Source organism: Martinezella sp. CNPSo 3732 (genome assembly GCF_057784515.1).
In genome coordinates, this window is the sequence record NZ_JBXSOO010000016.1 from 47,982 (window position 1) to 64,250 (window position 16,269).

Consider the following 16,269-nt stretch of genomic DNA (forward strand, 5'->3'; position numbering starts at 1 on the left):
ATCTTCTTTTCACTATTCTGCAGCCTGATAATTTGCGGCCCTGGTGGCCGACGAACGCGGGCCAACGGCTGCAAGCAGCGTGATGGCGGCAGCGAGGATCGTCACGAAACCGATGCCGGCAATATAGGGGTTCCAGCCGAAGCTCGGAGCCGCACTGAAGACGGCTGACGCCGCCGCCAGGATGATGCCGCCGCCGATCTGGAAGGAGGCAAACAGCATGCCTGAAGCCAGGCCGGATTCATCGTCGCCGACGTCAGAGAGGGCCGCAACCTGGATCGACGGATAGGTCATGGCATAGCCGACGCCGAGCAGAAGCTGCGAAATGGCGACGAGCACCATCGTGTCGATCTGGCCGGCCGACAGTACCCAGAAGAGATAGCTGATGGCCTGCAACCCCACGCCGAAGGTCATAAGCAGGGTCGTACCGCGATTCTGGCCGATCGTTGCAAAACGTGGTGCCAGGAACATGACGCAGGTGCCGCCGATGGCGAAAGCGAAGCCGGTGGCGAAGGCCGACCAGCCGACGACGGTCTGGTAATAGAGCGTCGCGATGAACTGGAAGCCGACATAGGCTCCCTGGTACAGCGCAGCGACGGCATTGGCATGGCTGAGCTTGGTGCGGCGGAACATGGCAAGCGGCACCATCGGATCATGATGGCGCGACTCCACGATCAGGAACAGCACGATGAGGATCGATGCGGCGAGGAGCGAACCCCAGGTCGCGAAGGCCTGCCAGCCATCGGCGGCAGCATTGGTGACGCCGAAGACGAAGAGCAGCAGGCCGGGGGTGATCGTCAGGGCGCCGGCCCAATCGAAGCGAGCGCGTGGGCCGCTCCGCTTATGGTCGGCCGGCAGGACGAGCGGGGCAACGATCAGTGCCAGGATGGCAACGGGAGCCCCCATGACGAGGGTCGCGCGCCAGCTGATGAGGGTTGCCGCTCCACCCAGCACCATGCCGAGCACAAAGCCGGCCGCACCGGTGGATGAGAAGACGCCGAGCGCCTTGGCGCGGGCATTGCCTTCGCCGAAGACGGAGAGAAGGAGGGCAAGCGCTGCCGGCGCGGTGAAGGCGGCCGCAATGCCCTTGATCAGACGGGCGGCGATCAGGGTCGGCGCGCTGTCGACGAAACCGCCGGCAATGCTGGCGGCAGCAAACACGCCGAGCGACCAAAGGAAGACGCGGCGGTGGCCGAAGAGATCGGCAACGCGGCCGCCGAGCAGCAGAAAGCCGCCATAGCCGAGCACATAGGCGCTGACGGCCCATTGCAGCGAGGTCGCCTGCATGCCTAGCTCTTTCTGGATTGCGGGCAGGGCCACGCCAATGGTGGAGACGTCCATGGCGTCGAGGAAATTGGCGGCGCATAGCAGCAGCAACGCCAATCCCGCCCCGCTTCGGGTTTGGGAAGAAGTCATCGGGATCGTTCCTTTCTAGGCTGCCGGTTCTTGGGAGGGTGAAAGCGGCAGGGAACGAGAAAATGTACATCTTCAAACCCTATTGCAAATTGATAGTAACCATGTCAGGTATTACTGGCGATGATGAATGATGCGACGCTTCGAAAAATCGATCTCAATCTGCTGCTGGCCTTCTCCGTGCTGATGCAGGAGCGGAATGTGAGCCGCGCGGCGGAACGCTTGTTGCTCGGTCAGCCTGGTCTTTCCGCGGCCCTTCGCCGGCTGCGCGAGACGCTGGATGATGAATTGTTCGTGCGCGTCGGGCGCGGCTTGCAGCCGACGCCACGGGCGCTATCCATCGCGCCGGCGATCGAGGATGCGCTGTCCGGCATCGAGCGCGCCATCCGCCCGCCGGCAGCCTTCGACCCGGAAAACTGGCACGGCGAGTTCCGCATCGGGCTTTGCGATAATCTCGAATCCTCCTTCTTTGGGCCGCTGGCGGCGCGGCTGCGCGAGCTCGCGCCGAATGCCCGGCTGACCAGCATTGCCTTCGACCGGCGGGATGCCGTGCGGCTGCTGGACGAGGGCGCCATTGAATTCAGCATCTCCGTGCATGACGAACCGGCTTCTTGGCATGTTCGCGCGCCGCTGTTCCAACAGGCGTCGCTCTGCATCTACGATGGCGGGCATCTCAAATGTGCGACGCCGCTGAGCCTGAAGCATTTCGCCAGCGCGCCACATGTGACCGTTTCTGTTGAGGGCGCCATATCTACGGGAGTCGACGTCGCTCTCGCGCGCCTCGGCCATCGCCGGCAGGTCGTGGCAACGGTCCCCCGCTTTTCCGCATTGCCGTCGACGCTCCGGGCCATTCCAGCCATTGCAACGGTTCCCGAAGCGATTGCCCGCTGTATGGCGCAGCTGCACGACCTGACGATTTCGGAGCCGCCATTCGAGCTGCCGGCCGATCCGGTGACGATGCTCTATCGCCGCGTCGATCAGGCCGACAGCCGCTCGGTATGGTTCCGCCGCCTGTTCGTGCAAGTGGTCGCGGAAGCGCTTGAGGCGAGCGGATGTCGCATGGGTGTTTCCACGGATGCCTGCTGCTACGATCCGCCTGAACTCGCAGAAGCTGTTTGACCCTTCGAGTAGAGGCATCATGATCCGTCGTACCTCACGCCTTTCCCTGCGGATGCCGGAAGAGCGGGATCTCGACTTCGTCACAGCTTTGTTCTCGCTGCCGGAACTGGTCGCCCATCGGCCCGATCCAACGCCGGATTCGCCCGCGGAAAGTGCCCGGCGTCTCGCCCGGGATCAGGCGCACTGGCGCGTGAACAGCTTCGGGCGCTGGGCGATCGAAACGGAAGGACGGCTGATCGGTTTTGGCGGCGTTACCGTCTCGACGGAATTCGAGGGGCTCAATCTCTCCTATCATCTGCACCCCGATTATTGGGGAAGCGGCTATGCGACGGAATTGGTGACGGAGGCATTGGACTTCGCCTGCCATGATCTGCGGGCGAAACGCGTTATCGGGCTGGTGCGGCCCGTCAACGTTGCCTCCCGGCGCGTTCTGGAAAAATGCGGCTTCGGCTTCGAGCGGGAGGTCATGCTGCATGGCGCTCCGACTCATCTCCTGTCCTTCAAGTTACCGGTGGCGAGCGCCGGCGAACAGGACTAGCCGTCCGGATAGGGCAGGCCATCCTTATGCACGAAACGGCCGTCCGTGCTGGAGCTCATCATGTCGACGTCCGAGCAGGTGATGAGGTCGGTCGGTGAACGCGTGCCGGCCTCGAGATAGATTGCCGTGCTATTCGACTTGTTGATCATATGATGGCCGTTGCCGGAGCCCTTCGGGAAGGCCGCGCAATCGCCGGCGCGCAGCACCGTCTCGCCATCATCCTCGATCAGCGTCAGCTCGCCTTCCAGCACGTAGACGAATTCATCCTCCTCCGAATGCCAATGCCGCTGGCTCGACCAGTTGCCCGGCGGCAGCCGCATCAGGTTGACGCCGAAATCCTTGAGGCCGCCGGCATCGCCCAGTCGCTGCCTGACGCGCTCGGTGGAGTGATCATTGAAAGGAGCGGGATAACGCGTGCCCTTGATTTCCGGCACGGCTGCAACATCGATCTTCGGCATGATGATCCTGCCTGCGATTTGCCATGGATGGATATGCTGCTTGTGTGGTTTCAAGTCTAGCAAGACTCATCGCAGTCAGTCCAGCAATGTATCTCGTAGAGCATGGCTAATCAGGCTTGGTTGCCTGCTTTGTCACCCAGTTGTCACCTGGTTGTCATCGTTCATACACATGTGCGTCGTTTGAGCAACACGCCATATGTAGGTGCTGTCACATATGTTGGGAGCCTTCTTAAATCCTTGTAAAAGCAAAATAGTAAATGCAGCTTACTATCCGGAAGCGAGGCCTTATGCTTCGAGTTAGGCACTGGAACTTGATGTCGAGCACCCCCAGGTTCGTATCTCGCGCAAGTTCGTTTGAAGGATGGAGTTAGCATGAACATCAGGAGCTTGCTTATCGGCTCGGCTGCGGCCGTCTGTGTCGTATCCGGCGCTCAGGCGGCTGACGCTATCGTCGCCGCCGAACCGGAGCCGCTGGAATATGTGCGCATCTGTGACGCGTTCGGCGCCGGTTACTTTTTCATCCCTGGCACCGAGACCTGCCTGCGCGTCGGCGGCAAGGTCCGCACCGAAGGTCAGTGGAAGGATCCTTACAATCGCGACAGCAACTTCGGCACCAAGTGGCATACCCGCGCCGAGCTCAACCTCAATACCGCTACCGACACCGAATACGGTCCGCTGAAGACCGAGACCATCGTGCGTTGGGATTGGAACGATGGCGGCTCGACCGGCACGAACTTGCTTTGGGCCTATATTACCCTCGGCGGCTTCACCGTCGGTAAAACTGATTCTCAGTACAACCAGTTCGTCGGCTATGCCGGCGACGTGATCCAGGACGACGTCATCTATGACGGTCCGTACGAATTGAACCAGCTGACCTACAACTACGACAGCGGCACGGGCTTCACGGGCGTCATCTCGCTCGAAGACAGCAATTCCGGCACGACCACCAGCGCCTATGGCGGCAGCTGGCAGCTTTCGAAGGCTGATCACTACGCTCCGAACGTTGTCGCCGGTCTGGGCTACAAGGCCGGCGCCTGGCAGTTCCGCGTGGTCGGCGGTTATGACTCCATTGTCGAGGAAGGTGCCATCAAGGCGCGTATCGATGCCGATTTCGGCGTCTTCTCGGCCTTCCTGATGGGTGGCTGGAATACCGATGGCGACAAGCTCAACCAGTATGCCGGTTCGAACCAGAACGTCTCGGCCTGCACGACATCCGACGGCGTCGTTCACGGCGCGGATTGTGGTTGGGGTGATTGGGCCGTCTGGGGCGGCGTCGGCGTCCCGATCAACGACAAGCTGAAGTGGAACGTTCAGCTTGCCTATACCGACTCCAAGATCTTCGAAGCGACCACGAACGTCAAGTTCAACCCGGTCAAGAACCTGCTGGTCGAGCCGGAGTTCACCTACGTTCACTATGATCTGCCGAGCGACGATACCTTCTCAGGTATCCTGCGTTTCGAACGGACCTTCTGAGGCTTTTGGCCCAGGCTGATCTTCACAGAATGAGGCCCGGTCTTCCTATCGGGCCCTATCTATCTTGACGGACGATTTCTAAATCTCCATCAGCATCGCACCCTGCCGACAGGCGCCATGCGATGCATGGTGACCTCCAGCGCAGACGTATCCAGACGGGCGCCAGGTCATCCTTGGCAGTGGTCAAACAGCCGATAAGGGAAGTCGGTTCACTGTCACAAATCCAATGCTAATCAACGACTATCTCATTTTCGATAGCGCCCTTCGGCGCGACCAAAGGAAGCCCCATGAAGACGATCATCATACTTGCCGCAATTGGACTGTTCTCCACGAACGCGATGGCCATGTCGGCCTATAATTCCAAATCGATGACCTGCGCCGCCGTGCATGAAAAGATGGCCCAGGAAGGGTCGATCGTGCTGAGATACCCCTCACACCATCCGGGCTTGATGATGTACAGCCGGACGGTCTCGAATTCGATGGCTTGCTTGGGGCAGGGTGCCATGGCCAGCGCCAGCGTGCCTACCAGCGACGATCCGAGCTGCAAGATCAAGACCTGCAGCTTCGCGACCGGCAAGGGGCCGAACAAGAATCATTGAGCGGGTGGCAGGGCTGATCCGCTCCTACAGGCAGAACATCGGCGCGGCGGGAAATTTCCCGCCGGCACGTAATCTAGGGCTGCTCAGGGTGGCCGCAGCGGCATTTTGCGTGAGGGCTCTGCCATTCCGAGATGTTGCCACGGGTTGTGTCCCTCAGTTCCAGATAACGCGAGGGACCTTGACTTCGGGCGACCATTCAACCTTTTGAAATGCCCGATCGGGCAGCGGTGCCATGCGGCATCGATCCCAGCCGGTCTTGGCGAAGTGTTGGCAGCCGACAGCCTTGGAGACGACATCCGGCAGGCTCTTGACGCTGATATCGCCCAGGACGCTGAGCATTGAATCGACGCTGTAGTTTTTCGAGATCCGGCACCGAGGGCACCAGAAACAGGCCGTTTCGCCTTTGTGATAGGACAGCCACGGGATGCTGTCGGACCATTTGGACATGCCTTCCATGCGGGCACACTCTTGCTCGTGTTTTCATTCGCCGCATGACACGCTGGGCCGCCCGCTCAGCTACGTGATGGTTCTTGGCGCTATATTCAAGAGGGATCAATAGGAGAGGCCCGAGCGCATTGCATTCAACACGAAATCGCCTTCTAAATAACCCAATTCGCATCCTAGCAGCACGAAGGAACTATGTCAGTGAAAACGCCTCTCGTTGTTCCGCGTTCCTCTTCTGAGCCGGTTCGTAAAGTGTGCATGGCCTTGCTAGGCTGTGTGTCCGGAGTTGGAAGTATTCTGCAGTTGCACCTCGACCAGCTTTGGACTGATCCTTCGTATGAGTTTATGAAGCGATACGTTGAGGGCGTGGCGCAAGATCTCGCTCGCCTAGAGTCTGAGGCGGTTATCGATTTGGACGCGGCACTACAGAAGCCGGAAACCCGGCCGCTTCTCACTCGAGCAATGGAGGCAGCCGCTCGTTCCATTGGCGAGCGCAAGTTGGAAGCGCTACGGGCCGTGACCGTCCAGGGAATTTTTGAGCGTCGGTTTTCTTTCGACATGTCTGTCCTGGTTTTCTCCCTGCTCGACAGGATCACAGACCATCACCTGCGGATGCTGACGTACATAAAAGAGCAAGAACAAATGTCGGGCATCGGAGGCGTTGGCCCTGGCACTTTGAAGATGCTTGATGTCGATTTCAGTCCAGATGGGGCGGGCCAAGCCAGACCGGAGAAGTACGCCGTAAACGGCATGTTCTATGATCAGTATCTAGTAGATGTGAATACCCTGATGGCTGCGGATCTGGAAAACATGAATCTAATTGGCCCCAGGGAATCGACATTTAACGGTGATTGGATAACGGACGACCAGCGACCACGCTGCCTCACCTTGAAGGGCAAGCTGTTCTACGAACACATCGTAGCCGATCCGAATCCCGAGATAATGCCCCGTCCGAATGTGGCGTTCTCAGAGGCACGCTCAAAATAGATTTCAGTTGCCGTCTGATCTTGCGCGCTGTGCCACGCAATTTTGCGCGCTACACGATGTATTGCATTAACCGCTGCCAGATGTGGAAGTAAACAATGTCGCTCCCTTATTCCCGGCGGAAGTCGATTTTCGATGTGTGGATAGCCTTTGGCGGGAAAGCTGACCATTTCTCGGGCAGCACCATGGAGTGTATCCATCAAATTCGCGAAGTCGCCGATGTTCCATTGCCGCTTCTTCGATCATGGTTTCGGTATGCCGTTCTCGACGTCGCGATTGGACAGGATGTACCGTTTTGCATCGGGAATTTGGAAGGGTCTATTATCGTTGTCAGCGGCAACGCTGATGATGAGGAATTCTACGAGCCCTATGACCCGGCACAGCAGGGCGACACAGATGATGAGATCTGACGGCTCTCAGTTTTGCCGTGCCAAAGCTAGCGCCGATCTGCGCCAAAGCTAGCGCCGCGCCACAATCGCTTTCATCCTCGAAGTACACGCGGAAGTTCGAACCAGCAGCTGCTGCCGGCCCGGTTATGTTCGTAGTTATATCTAGAATGCTTATGAAATGGCGCACCCGACAGGATTCGAACCTGTGACCTTTGGAATCGGAATCCAACACTCTATCCAGCTGAGCTACGGGTGCATGCCGTGGCGGTTTTGAATCGCCTGTCCGATGGCTGGTTCTTAGCCTAGGAAGCGCTTGGCTTCAATCGGGAAAATTCAGGAAAGCGTGAGATCGGACATTTTGGTGGGGAGGCCGCGGGCTTTTGACGCGCGGCCTCGGTTTCGGTGGCCGGATCGGCTCATTCCTTCATCGCGCCGGGGCCGGGGGTGGCCTTTGGCGGCACCTTGCCGAGGATGATCATGCCCAGCACTTCGTCCTTGGTGACGTCTTCCGTGCGGGCGTGGCCGACGACCTGGCCGTTTTTCATGACCGACACGCGGTCGGCAAGGTCGAAGACATCGTGGATGTCGTGGCTGATGAGGAAGATGCCGATGCCCTCCTTCTTCAACTGCTTGATCAGTTCACCGACCTGCGCCGTCTCCTGCGGGCCGAGCGCCGCAGTCGGCTCGTCCATGATCAGGATTCGGGCATCGAAGAGGATGGCGCGGGCGATCGCGACCGACTGGCGCTGGCCGCCGGAGAGCGCCTTTACCGGTTCCTTGAAGCGCTTGAAGTTGGGGTTGAGGCGCCCCATCACTTCGCGGGCCTTGGCTTCCATCGCGACGTCATCAAGCGTGCCCCAGCGGGTCTGCAGCTCGCGGCCAAGATAGAGGTTGGCGGCAGCGTCGACATTGTCGGCGACGGCGAGCGTCTGATAGATCGTCTCGATGCCGTATTTCTTGGCGTCGCGTGGGCTGCGGATATCGGCAGGCTCGCCGTTGATCAGGATATCGCCGCTGTCGCGCTTGTAGGCGCCCGAGAGAATCTTGATCAGCGTCGACTTGCCGGCGCCGTTATGGCCGAGGAGCGCTACGACTTCGCCGGGGTAGAGATCGACCGAGGCGTTGTCGACCGCGTGGATGCCGCCGAAGGAGATGGAAATGTTCTTCATTTCCACAAGCGGAGTGGTTTGATCCGTCATGGTTCAGAATTCCTTTTACTTGGCGCGCGAGCGATAGACGATGTCGAGCCAGACGGCGATGACGAGTACGACGCCGACCACGACGTTCTGGATCGGCGTATCGACATTGGCGAGCCCCATGCCCGATTGCAGCGACTGCATGACGAGGGCGCCGAGCATGGCGCCGGCGATGGTGCCGCTGCCGCCGGCAAGCGATGTGCCGCCGATGACGGCCGCGGCGATGGTGAAGAGTTCGTAGGTCGTCCCTTGCGAATTGGCGGCGGCGTTCAGGCGGGCGGTGGAGATAGCGGCGGCGACCGCCGCAAGCAAGCCCATCAGCCCGAAGATGCGCACCGTCACCCAGCGGGTCTTGATGCCCGCGAGCTCGGCTGCCTCCGGATTGCCGCCGATCGCGAAGACGTAGCGGCCGAAGCGCAGTCGGGTGGCGATGAAGGTCATGACAATGCCGATGCCGACGGCGATCAGCACGGGCACGGCGATGCCGTAGGGGATATCGAGGCCGGTCTCGGGCCAGGTAATATTGTGTTCGGTCGCGTATTTCTTCGCGATGCCGACCGGCCAGTAGTAGATGTTGAACACATAGATGGTGCCGAGGACCAGAACCGAGCCGAGGATGGCGAGGAAATATTCGGCCCAGAGCGGGCGGCGCGGGAAGTTGAAGCGCTTGCGCTGATGCCGCCCGCCGATAATGCCGAGCACGATGAAGACACAGGCGAGCACACCGAGTATCCAGCTCCAGGTGGCGCCGATCGAGCCTTCGGCACCGCCGCCCATGATGCGGAAAGTCGCATCGAGCGGGGCGACCGTCTGGCCGCTGGTGACATACCAGGCAAGGCCACGCCAGGCGAGGAAGCCGCCGAGGGTGACGATGAAGGAGGGGACATTGAAGAAAGCGATGATCACGCCCTGGAAGGTGCCGAGCAGCGTGCCGACTGCGAGGCCGCAGACCAGGGTAATCGCCCAGGTCCAGGAACTGTCGAAGCCGAGATAGGTCGGCAGATATTTTGCCTGTATGACGCCCATCACCATGGCGACGAAACCGAGCAGCGAGCCGACGGAAAGATCGATGTTGCGGGTGACGATGACGAGCACCATGCCGGTGGCGAGCACGGCGATTTCGCAGGTCTGTACGGAAAGGTTCCAGAGATTTCGAGGCGTCAGGAACAGCCCGCCGGTATAAAGATCGAAGCCGATCCAGATGACCAGCAGTGCGCCGACCATACCGAGCAGGCGGGTATCGATTTCGGTTGCACGCAGGAAGCGCGTGATGGCGCCTTCTTCTGCATTGCGCGGACCGCTCGATGTTGTGGAATGTGTCATGTCGGCCATCGCTTTGCCGTTCTCCCACTTGTTGGGCGCAGGCCCGCGAATGCTCTTTCTCGATCGCTGGGCAGTATCCGCGCTGGTCACAATAGACGTCATCGCTCGCCCATCCGGTTCTCCCGGGTCCACGACCGCCATCCGGCAGGCCGATCGGATATGCGATGACGCAACACATGCGGGAGGCCTTCATTCCCATTCTGGGCTTGGTTGCGGGCCTCTCATCCGCATTCGACGCCGCAATGGAGAGCCCCTTGCGGCGTCGGCATTATCTTCGGGTCAGCCCGTCAAGCCGGGTGCTTATTTGCAGGCAGCGACGCTGCCGGCCTTGACGCCTTGGCAGGCTTCAGCCTTGGAGATCCAGCCTGCGTCGATGACGACGTTCAGGTTGTCCTTGGTGATCGGGATCGGGGTCAGAAAGACCGACTTCATGGCGACGTGTTTCGGGCCGCCGTTGAAGGTCTGAACGCCTTCGATCTGGTCCTGGGTCTTGCCTCCGGCAAGAGCGAGGGCGATTTCAGCGGCGCGCTTGCCGAGTTCGCGCGAGTCCTTCCAGACCGAAACGGTCTGCGTGCCGAGCGCGATGCGGTTCAGAGCGGCCTTGTCGGCGTCCTGGCCGGAAACCGGCACGGAGCCTGCGAGGCCCTGGGCGTCGAGAGCGGCGACTGCGCCGCCGGCGGTGCCGTCGTTGGAGGCGACGACCGCGTCAACCTTGTTGTTGTTGGCGGTCAGGAACTGTTCCATGTTGCGCTGCGCGTTCTGCGGCAGCCAGCCGTCCGTATAGGCTTCGCCGACGTTCTTGATCTTGCCGGCGTCGATGGCGGACTTCAGCACTTCGATCTGGCCGGAGAACAGGAAGTCGGCGTTCGGGTCGGACGACGAACCCTTGATGAAGACATAGTTGCCTTCCGGCTTTGCCTTCAGGACTTCGCGAGCCTGCATGCGGCCCACTTCCTTATTGTCGAAGGTGATGTAGAAGGCTGCCGGATTTTCGATCAGGCGGTCATAGCCGACAACCGGAATGCCTTCGTCGGCGGCCTTTTCAACGGCTGGGCCGATGGCATCGGAATCCTGGGCGAGAATGATGAGAGCGTTGGCACCCTGCGAAATCAGCGACTCGACATCGGTCAACTGCTTGGAAGCGGACGACTGGGCGTCGGCGGAAATGTACTTGGCGCCGGCTGCCGCGAGTGCCTTCTTGATGGCTGCCTCATCCGTCTTCCAACGCTCTTCCTGGAAGTTCGACCAGGAAACGCCGACGACGAGATCCTTGGCGAAGGCAGTGGTCTGCATGGTCAAAACGATGGCCGCGCCCGCAGCCAGCTTGATGAAAGCTTTCATGTGATCCTCCCGAGTGAATGCGACCGCACGTATCCTGAACTCCCGTCGGCCGCGGCGAAAATGCTGACAAGAAAAGCTTTGGACTTTTTTCTCGACAGTCGAGAAATTTAGTGTCAGAGATTTTTTCAGCTGTCAACACCCGCACTACCAGGTTTCATCGGTCATCCGAAAAAGCTATCACGGGCTGCGGAGGAGGAGGGTTGAATGAGCAGGGAGTTCGCCAATGCTGGCCAAATCGAGCACCGAATTGGTCCGTCAAAAGAACAGCGCTTTGGTTCTGTCGGCGCTGCGCCGGCATGGCCCGCTTGCCCATACCGAGCTTTCTGATTTCACGAAGCTCTCCTCCGCGACCGTATCGGTCATCACGGCGGATCTCGAGCGGGCGCAGATCATCGAAAAGGCGGAGCAACAGGCGGCCGGCGGCCGCGGGCGACCGCGCGTCCTGTTTTCGCAACGGCGCGATTGCGGCTATCTGATCGTCGTCGTCATTTCGTCGGATGCCGTGCAATATTCCCTCGTCGATTATACCGGCCGGCTGATAGACCGCTTTACCGAGGACAGGCAGCAGAACGCCACGGGCGTCGAGCGCTTCGTGGCCGGACTGCGCGATGCCTTGAACCGCATCGTCACCCGTTCGCAATTGCCGCGCGACAAAGTGCTGATGATCTCGATCAGCAGCAAGGGGCTCGTCGATGCGTCCGAGCCGGTGCTGCGCTGGTCGCCGATCTTTGGGCGCGAGGAAATCGATTTCGCCGCCGTGCTTCGCGATGAATGGTCGGCGCAGGTCATTCTCGGCAACGAGACTTTGCTGGTGGCTGCCGCGCTCGGGCGGCAGGAAGAAATCGATACGCGTGGTGATTTTCGCGCAATGGCGGCGCTATCGCTCGGCCATAGCATCGGGCTTGGCATCGTGCGCCGAGACCATGAAGGCCATCACCAGATATCGGCACCGAATTTCGGGCATATGATGCATGTGCCCGGCGGCGGCCTTTGCCGCTGCGGCGCGCGGGGATGTATCGAGGCGTATGCCGGTTTCTACGCCATGCTGCGCACGGCCTTCGATGTGCCGCTCGATACGATCCCGGCGAAGTTCGTGCCGATCGCCGAGCTCGACAAGATCGCCGCGAGCGCGCGCCACGGGGGGCGCCGCAATGTACTGGCCTTTCGCCAGGCCGGCCTGGCGCTCGGCAACGGCCTTTCGCGTGTCTTGAGCCTGCACGAGCGAATGCCGATCGTCATCACAGGGCCGGGCGTACGCTACTATGATCTGCTGATCGAGGGCATAACCGAAGGTTTGGCGGAATCGCATGTCGTGCGCATGGAGGGTATGCCGGAGCTGCGCGTCATCGTCGACGAGCCAACGCTCGTCTTCGAAGGGCATCTGGACCGCGCATTCTCGATCATCGACAATGATATCGTGAAGAGGGGAGGCTCGATCGTGGAGCTGCGCGACCAAGCGGGCTGAGAGGCGTGAGGACAGGGCAAGGCTTAGCAATGCGCTTGGCCGTAGGGGTCGTCATTTTAATCAATCTGCATCAATCTGCCAGGCCTAAAGGCTGTTCGTCTTCGCGGACCTGAAGGATACGGTCGATCAGCCCCCATTCGAGAGCTTCTTCCGCCGTCATGAAGTGGTCGCGGTCCATGGCGCGTTCGAACTCTTCATAGGAGCGGCCGCAATGCTCGGCATAGAGTCGCGTCATGCGATGCTTCGTTCGCCTCATTTCTTCCGCGTGGATAAAGATGTCCGATGCTTGTCCCTGGAAACCGCCCAATGGCTGGTGAATATGGATGCTGGCATTTGGAAGCGCGGAGCGCTCACCCGGCTGGCCTGACATCAAGAGGAAAGAGCCCATCGAACGAGCGGTTCCCATGCATAGTGTATGTACCGGCGCGCGGATGTACCGCATGGTGTCATACATTGCGAGACCGCTGGTTACGACGCCACCGGGCGAATTGATGTAGAGATGGATCGGTCTCTTGGGATTTTCGGCCTCGAGAAACAGCAGTTGCGCACAGACGAGGGCCGAGACGTCGTCGTTGACCTCACCATTCAGGAAGATGATTCTCTCGCGCAGCAGGCGGGAATAGATGTCGAAAGATCGCTCCCCTCTGCTGGACTGTTCGACGACCATAGGGACGAGTTGCATCGCTTCGCGCATCGGCGAACTCCAATGTTCTTGAAATTGTTGATCTATTCAGAGCGTCAGGCGGCGCGCATGACGGTCAGGCTGTTATTGTTTGCTGCAGCTCTTTCCGTTTCGCGAATCCGAACGTCATCGAGCTCGTGGATGATCCGCAGGCTGGTGCCACCGCTTGCGTTTGAAGATATTCTGAAAGTCACGGTGCTTTCGAGGAAGGGCGGTGCGTCGTCTCGCAGCCTGTAGCTGACTTCCTTGCCGGGCGTGACCGATATCGCCTCGGGATTGGCCAAGGCCTCCTGCGGCAGCCAGTTTTGGCGAAGCTCAGGGGTGCTGATTGCACGCCAGACTTTTTGCGGCGGTTCGTCGAGTTGGTATTCCAGCTCGATGCCGTTCTTTCGCTCGGGGATCTCGGGATTGTTCATTGATCCATATCCTTCAGCAACACCTTGAGAGCTTCGATGCGGGCGGGCCAGTATGCGCGGTATTTCGCCAGCCACTGGGCAATGAGGGCAAGTCCCTCCGGATCGACCTCGTAATTCACGAAACGCCCCTGTCGTTCTTCCCTGACCAGCCCGGCGCTTCGCAGAACCGCGAGATGCTGGGACATGGCCGGCTGGCTGATGTCGATACCTTCTCGCAGGGCGCTGGCATTCATGCCGCCCGTCGCCAGCTTCTCGAAGATGGTGCGGCGGGTCGGATCGGCCAAAGCCCGGAATATCTCATTCTCTATCATGTCGAACAGATAAGCATGGACTTATGTGATTCGCAAGAGGTTCCATCCAGGTCTCTATGGGAGTTCCGGATCGCGCCAAAGAAAAAGTCCGCCGCGAATGGAAATCGCGGCGGACTTTTGGGAGGATCACATTCCTTGCGGAATGGAGACGGCTCAGTCGATCTTTACCAGACGGCCTTCCTTGACCGACTGCAGGGCAGCATCCGCCAGCTTCAGCGCGGCAAGACCATCGGCACCCGATGGTGTGATGGTGGCGCCCTTTTCGATCGCGGCGATGAAGCTTGCGATCTCGTTGGCATAGGCTTCGGTGTAGCGCGTCATGAAGAAATCATGCAGCGGCGGGCGGGTGTAGCCATCGCCGTTGGCGACTTCGATGGAGAAGGGGCGCTGGTTTTCAGCCGAAACCAGGCCCTTCGAGCCATGGATCTCGATGCGCTGATCGTAGCCGTAGGTGGCGCGACGCGAGTTGGATATGATTGCCTGCTTGCCAGATGCCGTCTGGAGGATGACAGAAACGCTGTCGTAATCGCCGGCTTCGCCGATTGCCTTGTCGACCAGAACGGCGGCAGTTGCAGTGACGGCGACGGGCTCTTCGCCGAGGAGGAAGCGCGCCATGTCGAAGTCATGGATCGTCATGTCGCGGAAGATGCCGCCGGAGCGCTTGATGTAATCGACGGGCGGCGCGCCCGGATCGCGCGAGGTGATCGTCACCATTTCGACCGTTCCGATGCGGCCTTCGTCGATGGCTTTCTTGACAGCCATGAAATGTGGGTCGAAGCGGCGGTTGAAGCCGACCATCAGCTTGCCGTTGGTCTCATTGACGACCTTGATGCAGGCTTGGACACGAGCAACGTCGAGATCGACAGGCTTTTCGCAGAAGATGGCCTTACCTGCGCGGGAGAAGCGCTCGATCAGATCGGCATGGGTATCGGTCGGCGTGCAGATGACGACGGCATCGATATCCTTGGCGGCCTCGATCGCCTCGATGGTGCGCACTTCGCAGCCATAGGCAGCGGAGATGGCTTCCGCGGCCGCCGGAAAGGCATCCGCGACGGCGACGAGCTTGGCATTGGCATCGCCGCTGACGGCTTTCGCATGCACCTTACCAATGCGTCCGGCGCCGAGCAGACCAAATCTGACAGTCATTTTTACCTCCCTGGATTCGGAATAAATGGACCGAATGTAAATCCCTATGGAATTTTCATTCCATTTTCCGATGGCGGCGTCAAGCCGCCTGGACTTCACAATCTCAAAATCGCCGTTCGATGGCGGCTTAGCCGAAATCCGTCCGCGAAACCTTATTTTATGCAGACGGCTTCACAATTTTCCCGATGATGCGTTAAAGACATGTCTTCTTGAACAGGCAAAAGAGACCCATGCAACTGATCGATCCCAGCCATCCCATCTACAAGCCGCTTTGGGTACGCATTCTCATCGTGGCTGTCTGCTTTGGCTGGGCAGCGGTGGAAACGCTTGGCTCACAGCCATTCTGGGCGATGCTGTCGGGCGCGCTCGGCGCCTATTCGGCGTGGATGCTGCTCTTGAATTTCAAGCCGCAACCGCCTGCAGCAGCAACCAGCGATGCGCCCGCGCAAGACGATGCCGCCGAGGATGATGAGCCGCCCTCCGAGGACAAGAAATAATCATCGTCCGAGGCGGCGTATGGCTTCGTCGATCAGCTGGTTGGCTAGCGTCATGCGGATCGTCGCCTGTTCGCGGAAGAGGGCGATGACGCTGTCGGGGTGGTTGGCCTTGGCGAAGCTGCGGCGTTTTTCCTGCAGAGCTTCGCGTGTGAGGTCGGAGGTGATTGCGAGCTCGGCGGCAACCTCTTCCCGCGATGTTCGTGCCAGATGTTCTGGCATGATCGGCAGCTCCGGCTTTTGCGGAGCGGGTTCGGGCTCCGGGTCCGGGCCCGGCAAGATGACGGGATCGCCGAGATTGTCGCGGTAGGCTTCGTCTGGCCGGTGGGTGTCCGGCGTCTCGCCGCCTAGCACCGTTGCGGCAAAGCTGACGTTCAGACCGCGGATGCGATGCGCGGCCTCTTCCTGTTCCGCAGCTTCCTCTTCACCGTCGAGGCGATCGAGCACGGATTGAAACAATGATTGCTTGAACAGCATGTGT

At 59.9% G+C, this 16,269-nt stretch carries 19 protein-coding genes and 1 tRNA gene; 8 read left to right on the forward strand and 12 right to left on the reverse strand.

Annotated elements, in window-relative coordinates; genetic code table 11:
- Positions 1–12: 12 nt before the first annotated feature.
- The gene (locus AC13RM_RS22780; protein WP_374815442.1) at positions 13–1,413 is read right to left on the reverse strand and encodes an MFS transporter; all 1,401 of its coding nucleotides are present in this window, start codon (positions 1,411–1,413) and stop codon (positions 13–15) included.
- Positions 1,414–1,533: 120 nt separating this feature from the next.
- On the opposite strand from AC13RM_RS22780, the gene AC13RM_RS22785 reads away from it, so the two are divergent.
- Both AC13RM_RS22785 and AC13RM_RS22790 read left to right on the forward strand, forming a co-directional pair.
- Positions 1,534–2,529, forward strand: a complete 996-nt coding sequence (locus tag AC13RM_RS22785; RefSeq protein ID WP_374815440.1) for a LysR family transcriptional regulator — start codon at positions 1,534–1,536, stop codon at positions 2,527–2,529.
- A 19-nt stretch (positions 2,530–2,548) separates the two neighbouring features.
- A complete protein-coding gene (locus tag AC13RM_RS22790; RefSeq protein WP_374815438.1) occupies positions 2,549–3,067 on the forward strand; it encodes a GNAT family N-acetyltransferase in 519 nt (172 codons plus the stop codon).
- Here AC13RM_RS22790 and AC13RM_RS22795 read toward each other — a convergent pair.
- Positions 3,064–3,525, reverse strand: a complete 462-nt coding sequence (locus tag AC13RM_RS22795) for a cupin domain-containing protein (protein ID WP_374815436.1) — start codon at positions 3,523–3,525, stop codon at positions 3,064–3,066. The genes AC13RM_RS22790 and AC13RM_RS22795 overlap by 4 nt on opposite strands.
- 372 nt (positions 3,526–3,897) lie before the next feature.
- Here AC13RM_RS22795 and AC13RM_RS22800 point away from each other — a divergent pair, with 372 nt between their 5' ends.
- Both AC13RM_RS22800 and AC13RM_RS22805 read left to right on the forward strand, forming a co-directional pair.
- Complete coding sequence (locus AC13RM_RS22800) at positions 3,898–4,998, forward strand: porin (protein WP_095435529.1); 1,101 nt, start codon at positions 3,898–3,900, stop codon at positions 4,996–4,998.
- 287 nt (positions 4,999–5,285) lie between these two features.
- The gene (locus tag AC13RM_RS22805) at positions 5,286–5,597 is read left to right on the forward strand and encodes a hypothetical protein (protein ID WP_488555583.1); all 312 of its coding nucleotides are present in this window, start codon (positions 5,286–5,288) and stop codon (positions 5,595–5,597) included.
- A gap of 153 nt (positions 5,598–5,750) precedes the next feature.
- Here AC13RM_RS22805 and AC13RM_RS22810 read toward each other — a convergent pair whose 3' ends face one another.
- On the reverse strand, positions 5,751–6,053 hold the full coding sequence (locus AC13RM_RS22810) for a hypothetical protein (RefSeq protein WP_488555584.1): 303 nt from the start codon (positions 6,051–6,053) through the stop codon (positions 5,751–5,753).
- Between the two features lie 189 nt (positions 6,054–6,242).
- Here AC13RM_RS22810 and AC13RM_RS22815 point away from each other — a divergent pair, with 189 nt between their 5' ends.
- On the forward strand, positions 6,243–7,028 hold the full coding sequence (locus AC13RM_RS22815) for a hypothetical protein (protein WP_488555585.1): 786 nt from the start codon (positions 6,243–6,245) through the stop codon (positions 7,026–7,028).
- A gap of 95 nt (positions 7,029–7,123) precedes the next feature.
- Positions 7,124–7,435: a hypothetical protein gene (locus AC13RM_RS22820; protein ID WP_488555586.1), complete on the forward strand. Its 312-nt coding sequence runs from the start codon at positions 7,124–7,126 to the stop codon at positions 7,433–7,435.
- 158 nt (positions 7,436–7,593) lie between these two features.
- Here AC13RM_RS22820 and AC13RM_RS22825 read toward each other — a convergent pair.
- The 4 genes from AC13RM_RS22825 to xylF all read right to left on the reverse strand — a co-directional run bounded on the left by AC13RM_RS22825 (position 7,594) and on the right by xylF (position 11,274).
- Positions 7,594–7,670: transfer RNA gene (locus tag AC13RM_RS22825), tRNA-Arg, on the reverse strand.
- Between the two features lie 160 nt (positions 7,671–7,830).
- Complete coding sequence (locus AC13RM_RS22830; protein ID WP_069612788.1) at positions 7,831–8,613, reverse strand: ATP-binding cassette domain-containing protein; 783 nt, start codon at positions 8,611–8,613, stop codon at positions 7,831–7,833.
- Between the two features lie 15 nt (positions 8,614–8,628).
- The gene (locus AC13RM_RS22835; protein WP_113230049.1) at positions 8,629–9,942 is read right to left on the reverse strand and encodes a sugar ABC transporter permease; all 1,314 of its coding nucleotides are present in this window, start codon (positions 9,940–9,942) and stop codon (positions 8,629–8,631) included.
- Between the two features lie 291 nt (positions 9,943–10,233).
- Positions 10,234–11,274: a D-xylose ABC transporter substrate-binding protein gene (xylF, locus tag AC13RM_RS22840; RefSeq protein ID WP_095435522.1), complete on the reverse strand. Its 1,041-nt coding sequence runs from the start codon at positions 11,272–11,274 to the stop codon at positions 10,234–10,236.
- Positions 11,275–11,497: 223 nt separating this feature from the next.
- Between xylF and AC13RM_RS22845 the strand changes: the two genes are divergently transcribed.
- Positions 11,498–12,739, forward strand: a complete 1,242-nt coding sequence (locus tag AC13RM_RS22845; RefSeq protein WP_488555587.1) for an ROK family protein — start codon at positions 11,498–11,500, stop codon at positions 12,737–12,739.
- A gap of 70 nt (positions 12,740–12,809) precedes the next feature.
- On the opposite strand, the gene AC13RM_RS22850 is transcribed toward AC13RM_RS22845, so the two are convergent.
- From AC13RM_RS22850 to iolG, 4 genes are all read right to left on the reverse strand, one after another.
- The gene (locus AC13RM_RS22850) at positions 12,810–13,433 is read right to left on the reverse strand and encodes an ATP-dependent Clp protease proteolytic subunit (protein WP_095435520.1); all 624 of its coding nucleotides are present in this window, start codon (positions 13,431–13,433) and stop codon (positions 12,810–12,812) included.
- Between the two features lie 44 nt (positions 13,434–13,477).
- Positions 13,478–13,837: an SRPBCC family protein gene (locus AC13RM_RS22855; RefSeq protein WP_374815427.1), complete on the reverse strand. Its 360-nt coding sequence runs from the start codon at positions 13,835–13,837 to the stop codon at positions 13,478–13,480.
- Positions 13,834–14,148, reverse strand: a complete 315-nt coding sequence (locus AC13RM_RS22860) for an ArsR/SmtB family transcription factor (protein ID WP_374815426.1) — start codon at positions 14,146–14,148, stop codon at positions 13,834–13,836. The genes AC13RM_RS22855 and AC13RM_RS22860 overlap by 4 nt, the downstream gene beginning before the upstream one ends.
- 153 nt (positions 14,149–14,301) lie before the next feature.
- Positions 14,302–15,294 carry an inositol 2-dehydrogenase gene (gene iolG, locus AC13RM_RS22865; protein ID WP_374815424.1) on the reverse strand — a complete coding sequence of 331 codons (993 nt, stop codon included), beginning with the start codon at positions 15,292–15,294 and terminating at the stop codon, positions 14,302–14,304.
- A gap of 230 nt (positions 15,295–15,524) precedes the next feature.
- On the opposite strand from iolG, the gene AC13RM_RS22870 reads away from it, so the two are divergent.
- On the forward strand, positions 15,525–15,791 hold the full coding sequence (locus tag AC13RM_RS22870; protein WP_374815422.1) for a hypothetical protein: 267 nt from the start codon (positions 15,525–15,527) through the stop codon (positions 15,789–15,791).
- On the opposite strand, the gene AC13RM_RS22875 is transcribed toward AC13RM_RS22870, so the two are convergent.
- On the reverse strand, positions 15,792–16,265 hold the full coding sequence (locus AC13RM_RS22875; protein WP_374815420.1) for a hypothetical protein: 474 nt from the start codon (positions 16,263–16,265) through the stop codon (positions 15,792–15,794). It abuts the gene before it with no gap.
- Between the last annotated feature and the right edge of the window lie 4 nt (positions 16,266–16,269).

Bases quoted from the DNA above. Each gene is read 5' to 3' on its own strand.
- AC13RM_RS22780 (WP_374815442.1), bottom strand. From the start codon at position 1,413: ATGACTTCTTCCCAAACCCGAAGCGGGGCGGGATTGGCGTTGCTGCTG.
- AC13RM_RS22785 (WP_374815440.1), top strand. From the start codon at position 1,534: ATGATGAATGATGCGACGCTTCGAAAAATCGATCTCAATCTGCTGCTG.
- AC13RM_RS22790 (WP_374815438.1), top strand. From the start codon at position 2,549: ATGATCCGTCGTACCTCACGCCTTTCCCTGCGGATGCCGGAAGAGCGG.
- AC13RM_RS22795 (WP_374815436.1), bottom strand. From the start codon at position 3,525: ATGCCGAAGATCGATGTTGCAGCCGTGCCGGAAATCAAGGGCACGCGT.
- AC13RM_RS22800 (WP_095435529.1), top strand. From the start codon at position 3,898: ATGAACATCAGGAGCTTGCTTATCGGCTCGGCTGCGGCCGTCTGTGTC.
- AC13RM_RS22805 (WP_488555583.1), top strand. From the start codon at position 5,286: ATGAAGACGATCATCATACTTGCCGCAATTGGACTGTTCTCCACGAAC.
- AC13RM_RS22810 (WP_488555584.1), bottom strand. From the start codon at position 6,053: ATGGAAGGCATGTCCAAATGGTCCGACAGCATCCCGTGGCTGTCCTAT.
- AC13RM_RS22820 (WP_488555586.1), top strand. From the start codon at position 7,124: ATGTCGCTCCCTTATTCCCGGCGGAAGTCGATTTTCGATGTGTGGATA.
- AC13RM_RS22830 (WP_069612788.1), bottom strand. From the start codon at position 8,613: ATGACGGATCAAACCACTCCGCTTGTGGAAATGAAGAACATTTCCATC.
- AC13RM_RS22835 (WP_113230049.1), bottom strand. From the start codon at position 9,942: ATGGCCGACATGACACATTCCACAACATCGAGCGGTCCGCGCAATGCA.
- xylF (WP_095435522.1), bottom strand. From the start codon at position 11,274: ATGAAAGCTTTCATCAAGCTGGCTGCGGGCGCGGCCATCGTTTTGACC.
- AC13RM_RS22845 (WP_488555587.1), top strand. From the start codon at position 11,498: ATGCTGGCCAAATCGAGCACCGAATTGGTCCGTCAAAAGAACAGCGCT.
- AC13RM_RS22850 (WP_095435520.1), bottom strand. From the start codon at position 13,433: ATGCGCGAAGCGATGCAACTCGTCCCTATGGTCGTCGAACAGTCCAGC.
- AC13RM_RS22855 (WP_374815427.1), bottom strand. From the start codon at position 13,837: ATGAACAATCCCGAGATCCCCGAGCGAAAGAACGGCATCGAGCTGGAA.
- AC13RM_RS22860 (WP_374815426.1), bottom strand. From the start codon at position 14,148: ATGATAGAGAATGAGATATTCCGGGCTTTGGCCGATCCGACCCGCCGC.
- iolG (WP_374815424.1), bottom strand. From the start codon at position 15,294: ATGACTGTCAGATTTGGTCTGCTCGGCGCCGGACGCATTGGTAAGGTG.
- AC13RM_RS22870 (WP_374815422.1), top strand. From the start codon at position 15,525: ATGCAACTGATCGATCCCAGCCATCCCATCTACAAGCCGCTTTGGGTA.
- AC13RM_RS22875 (WP_374815420.1), bottom strand. From the start codon at position 16,265: ATGCTGTTCAAGCAATCATTGTTTCAATCCGTGCTCGATCGCCTCGAC.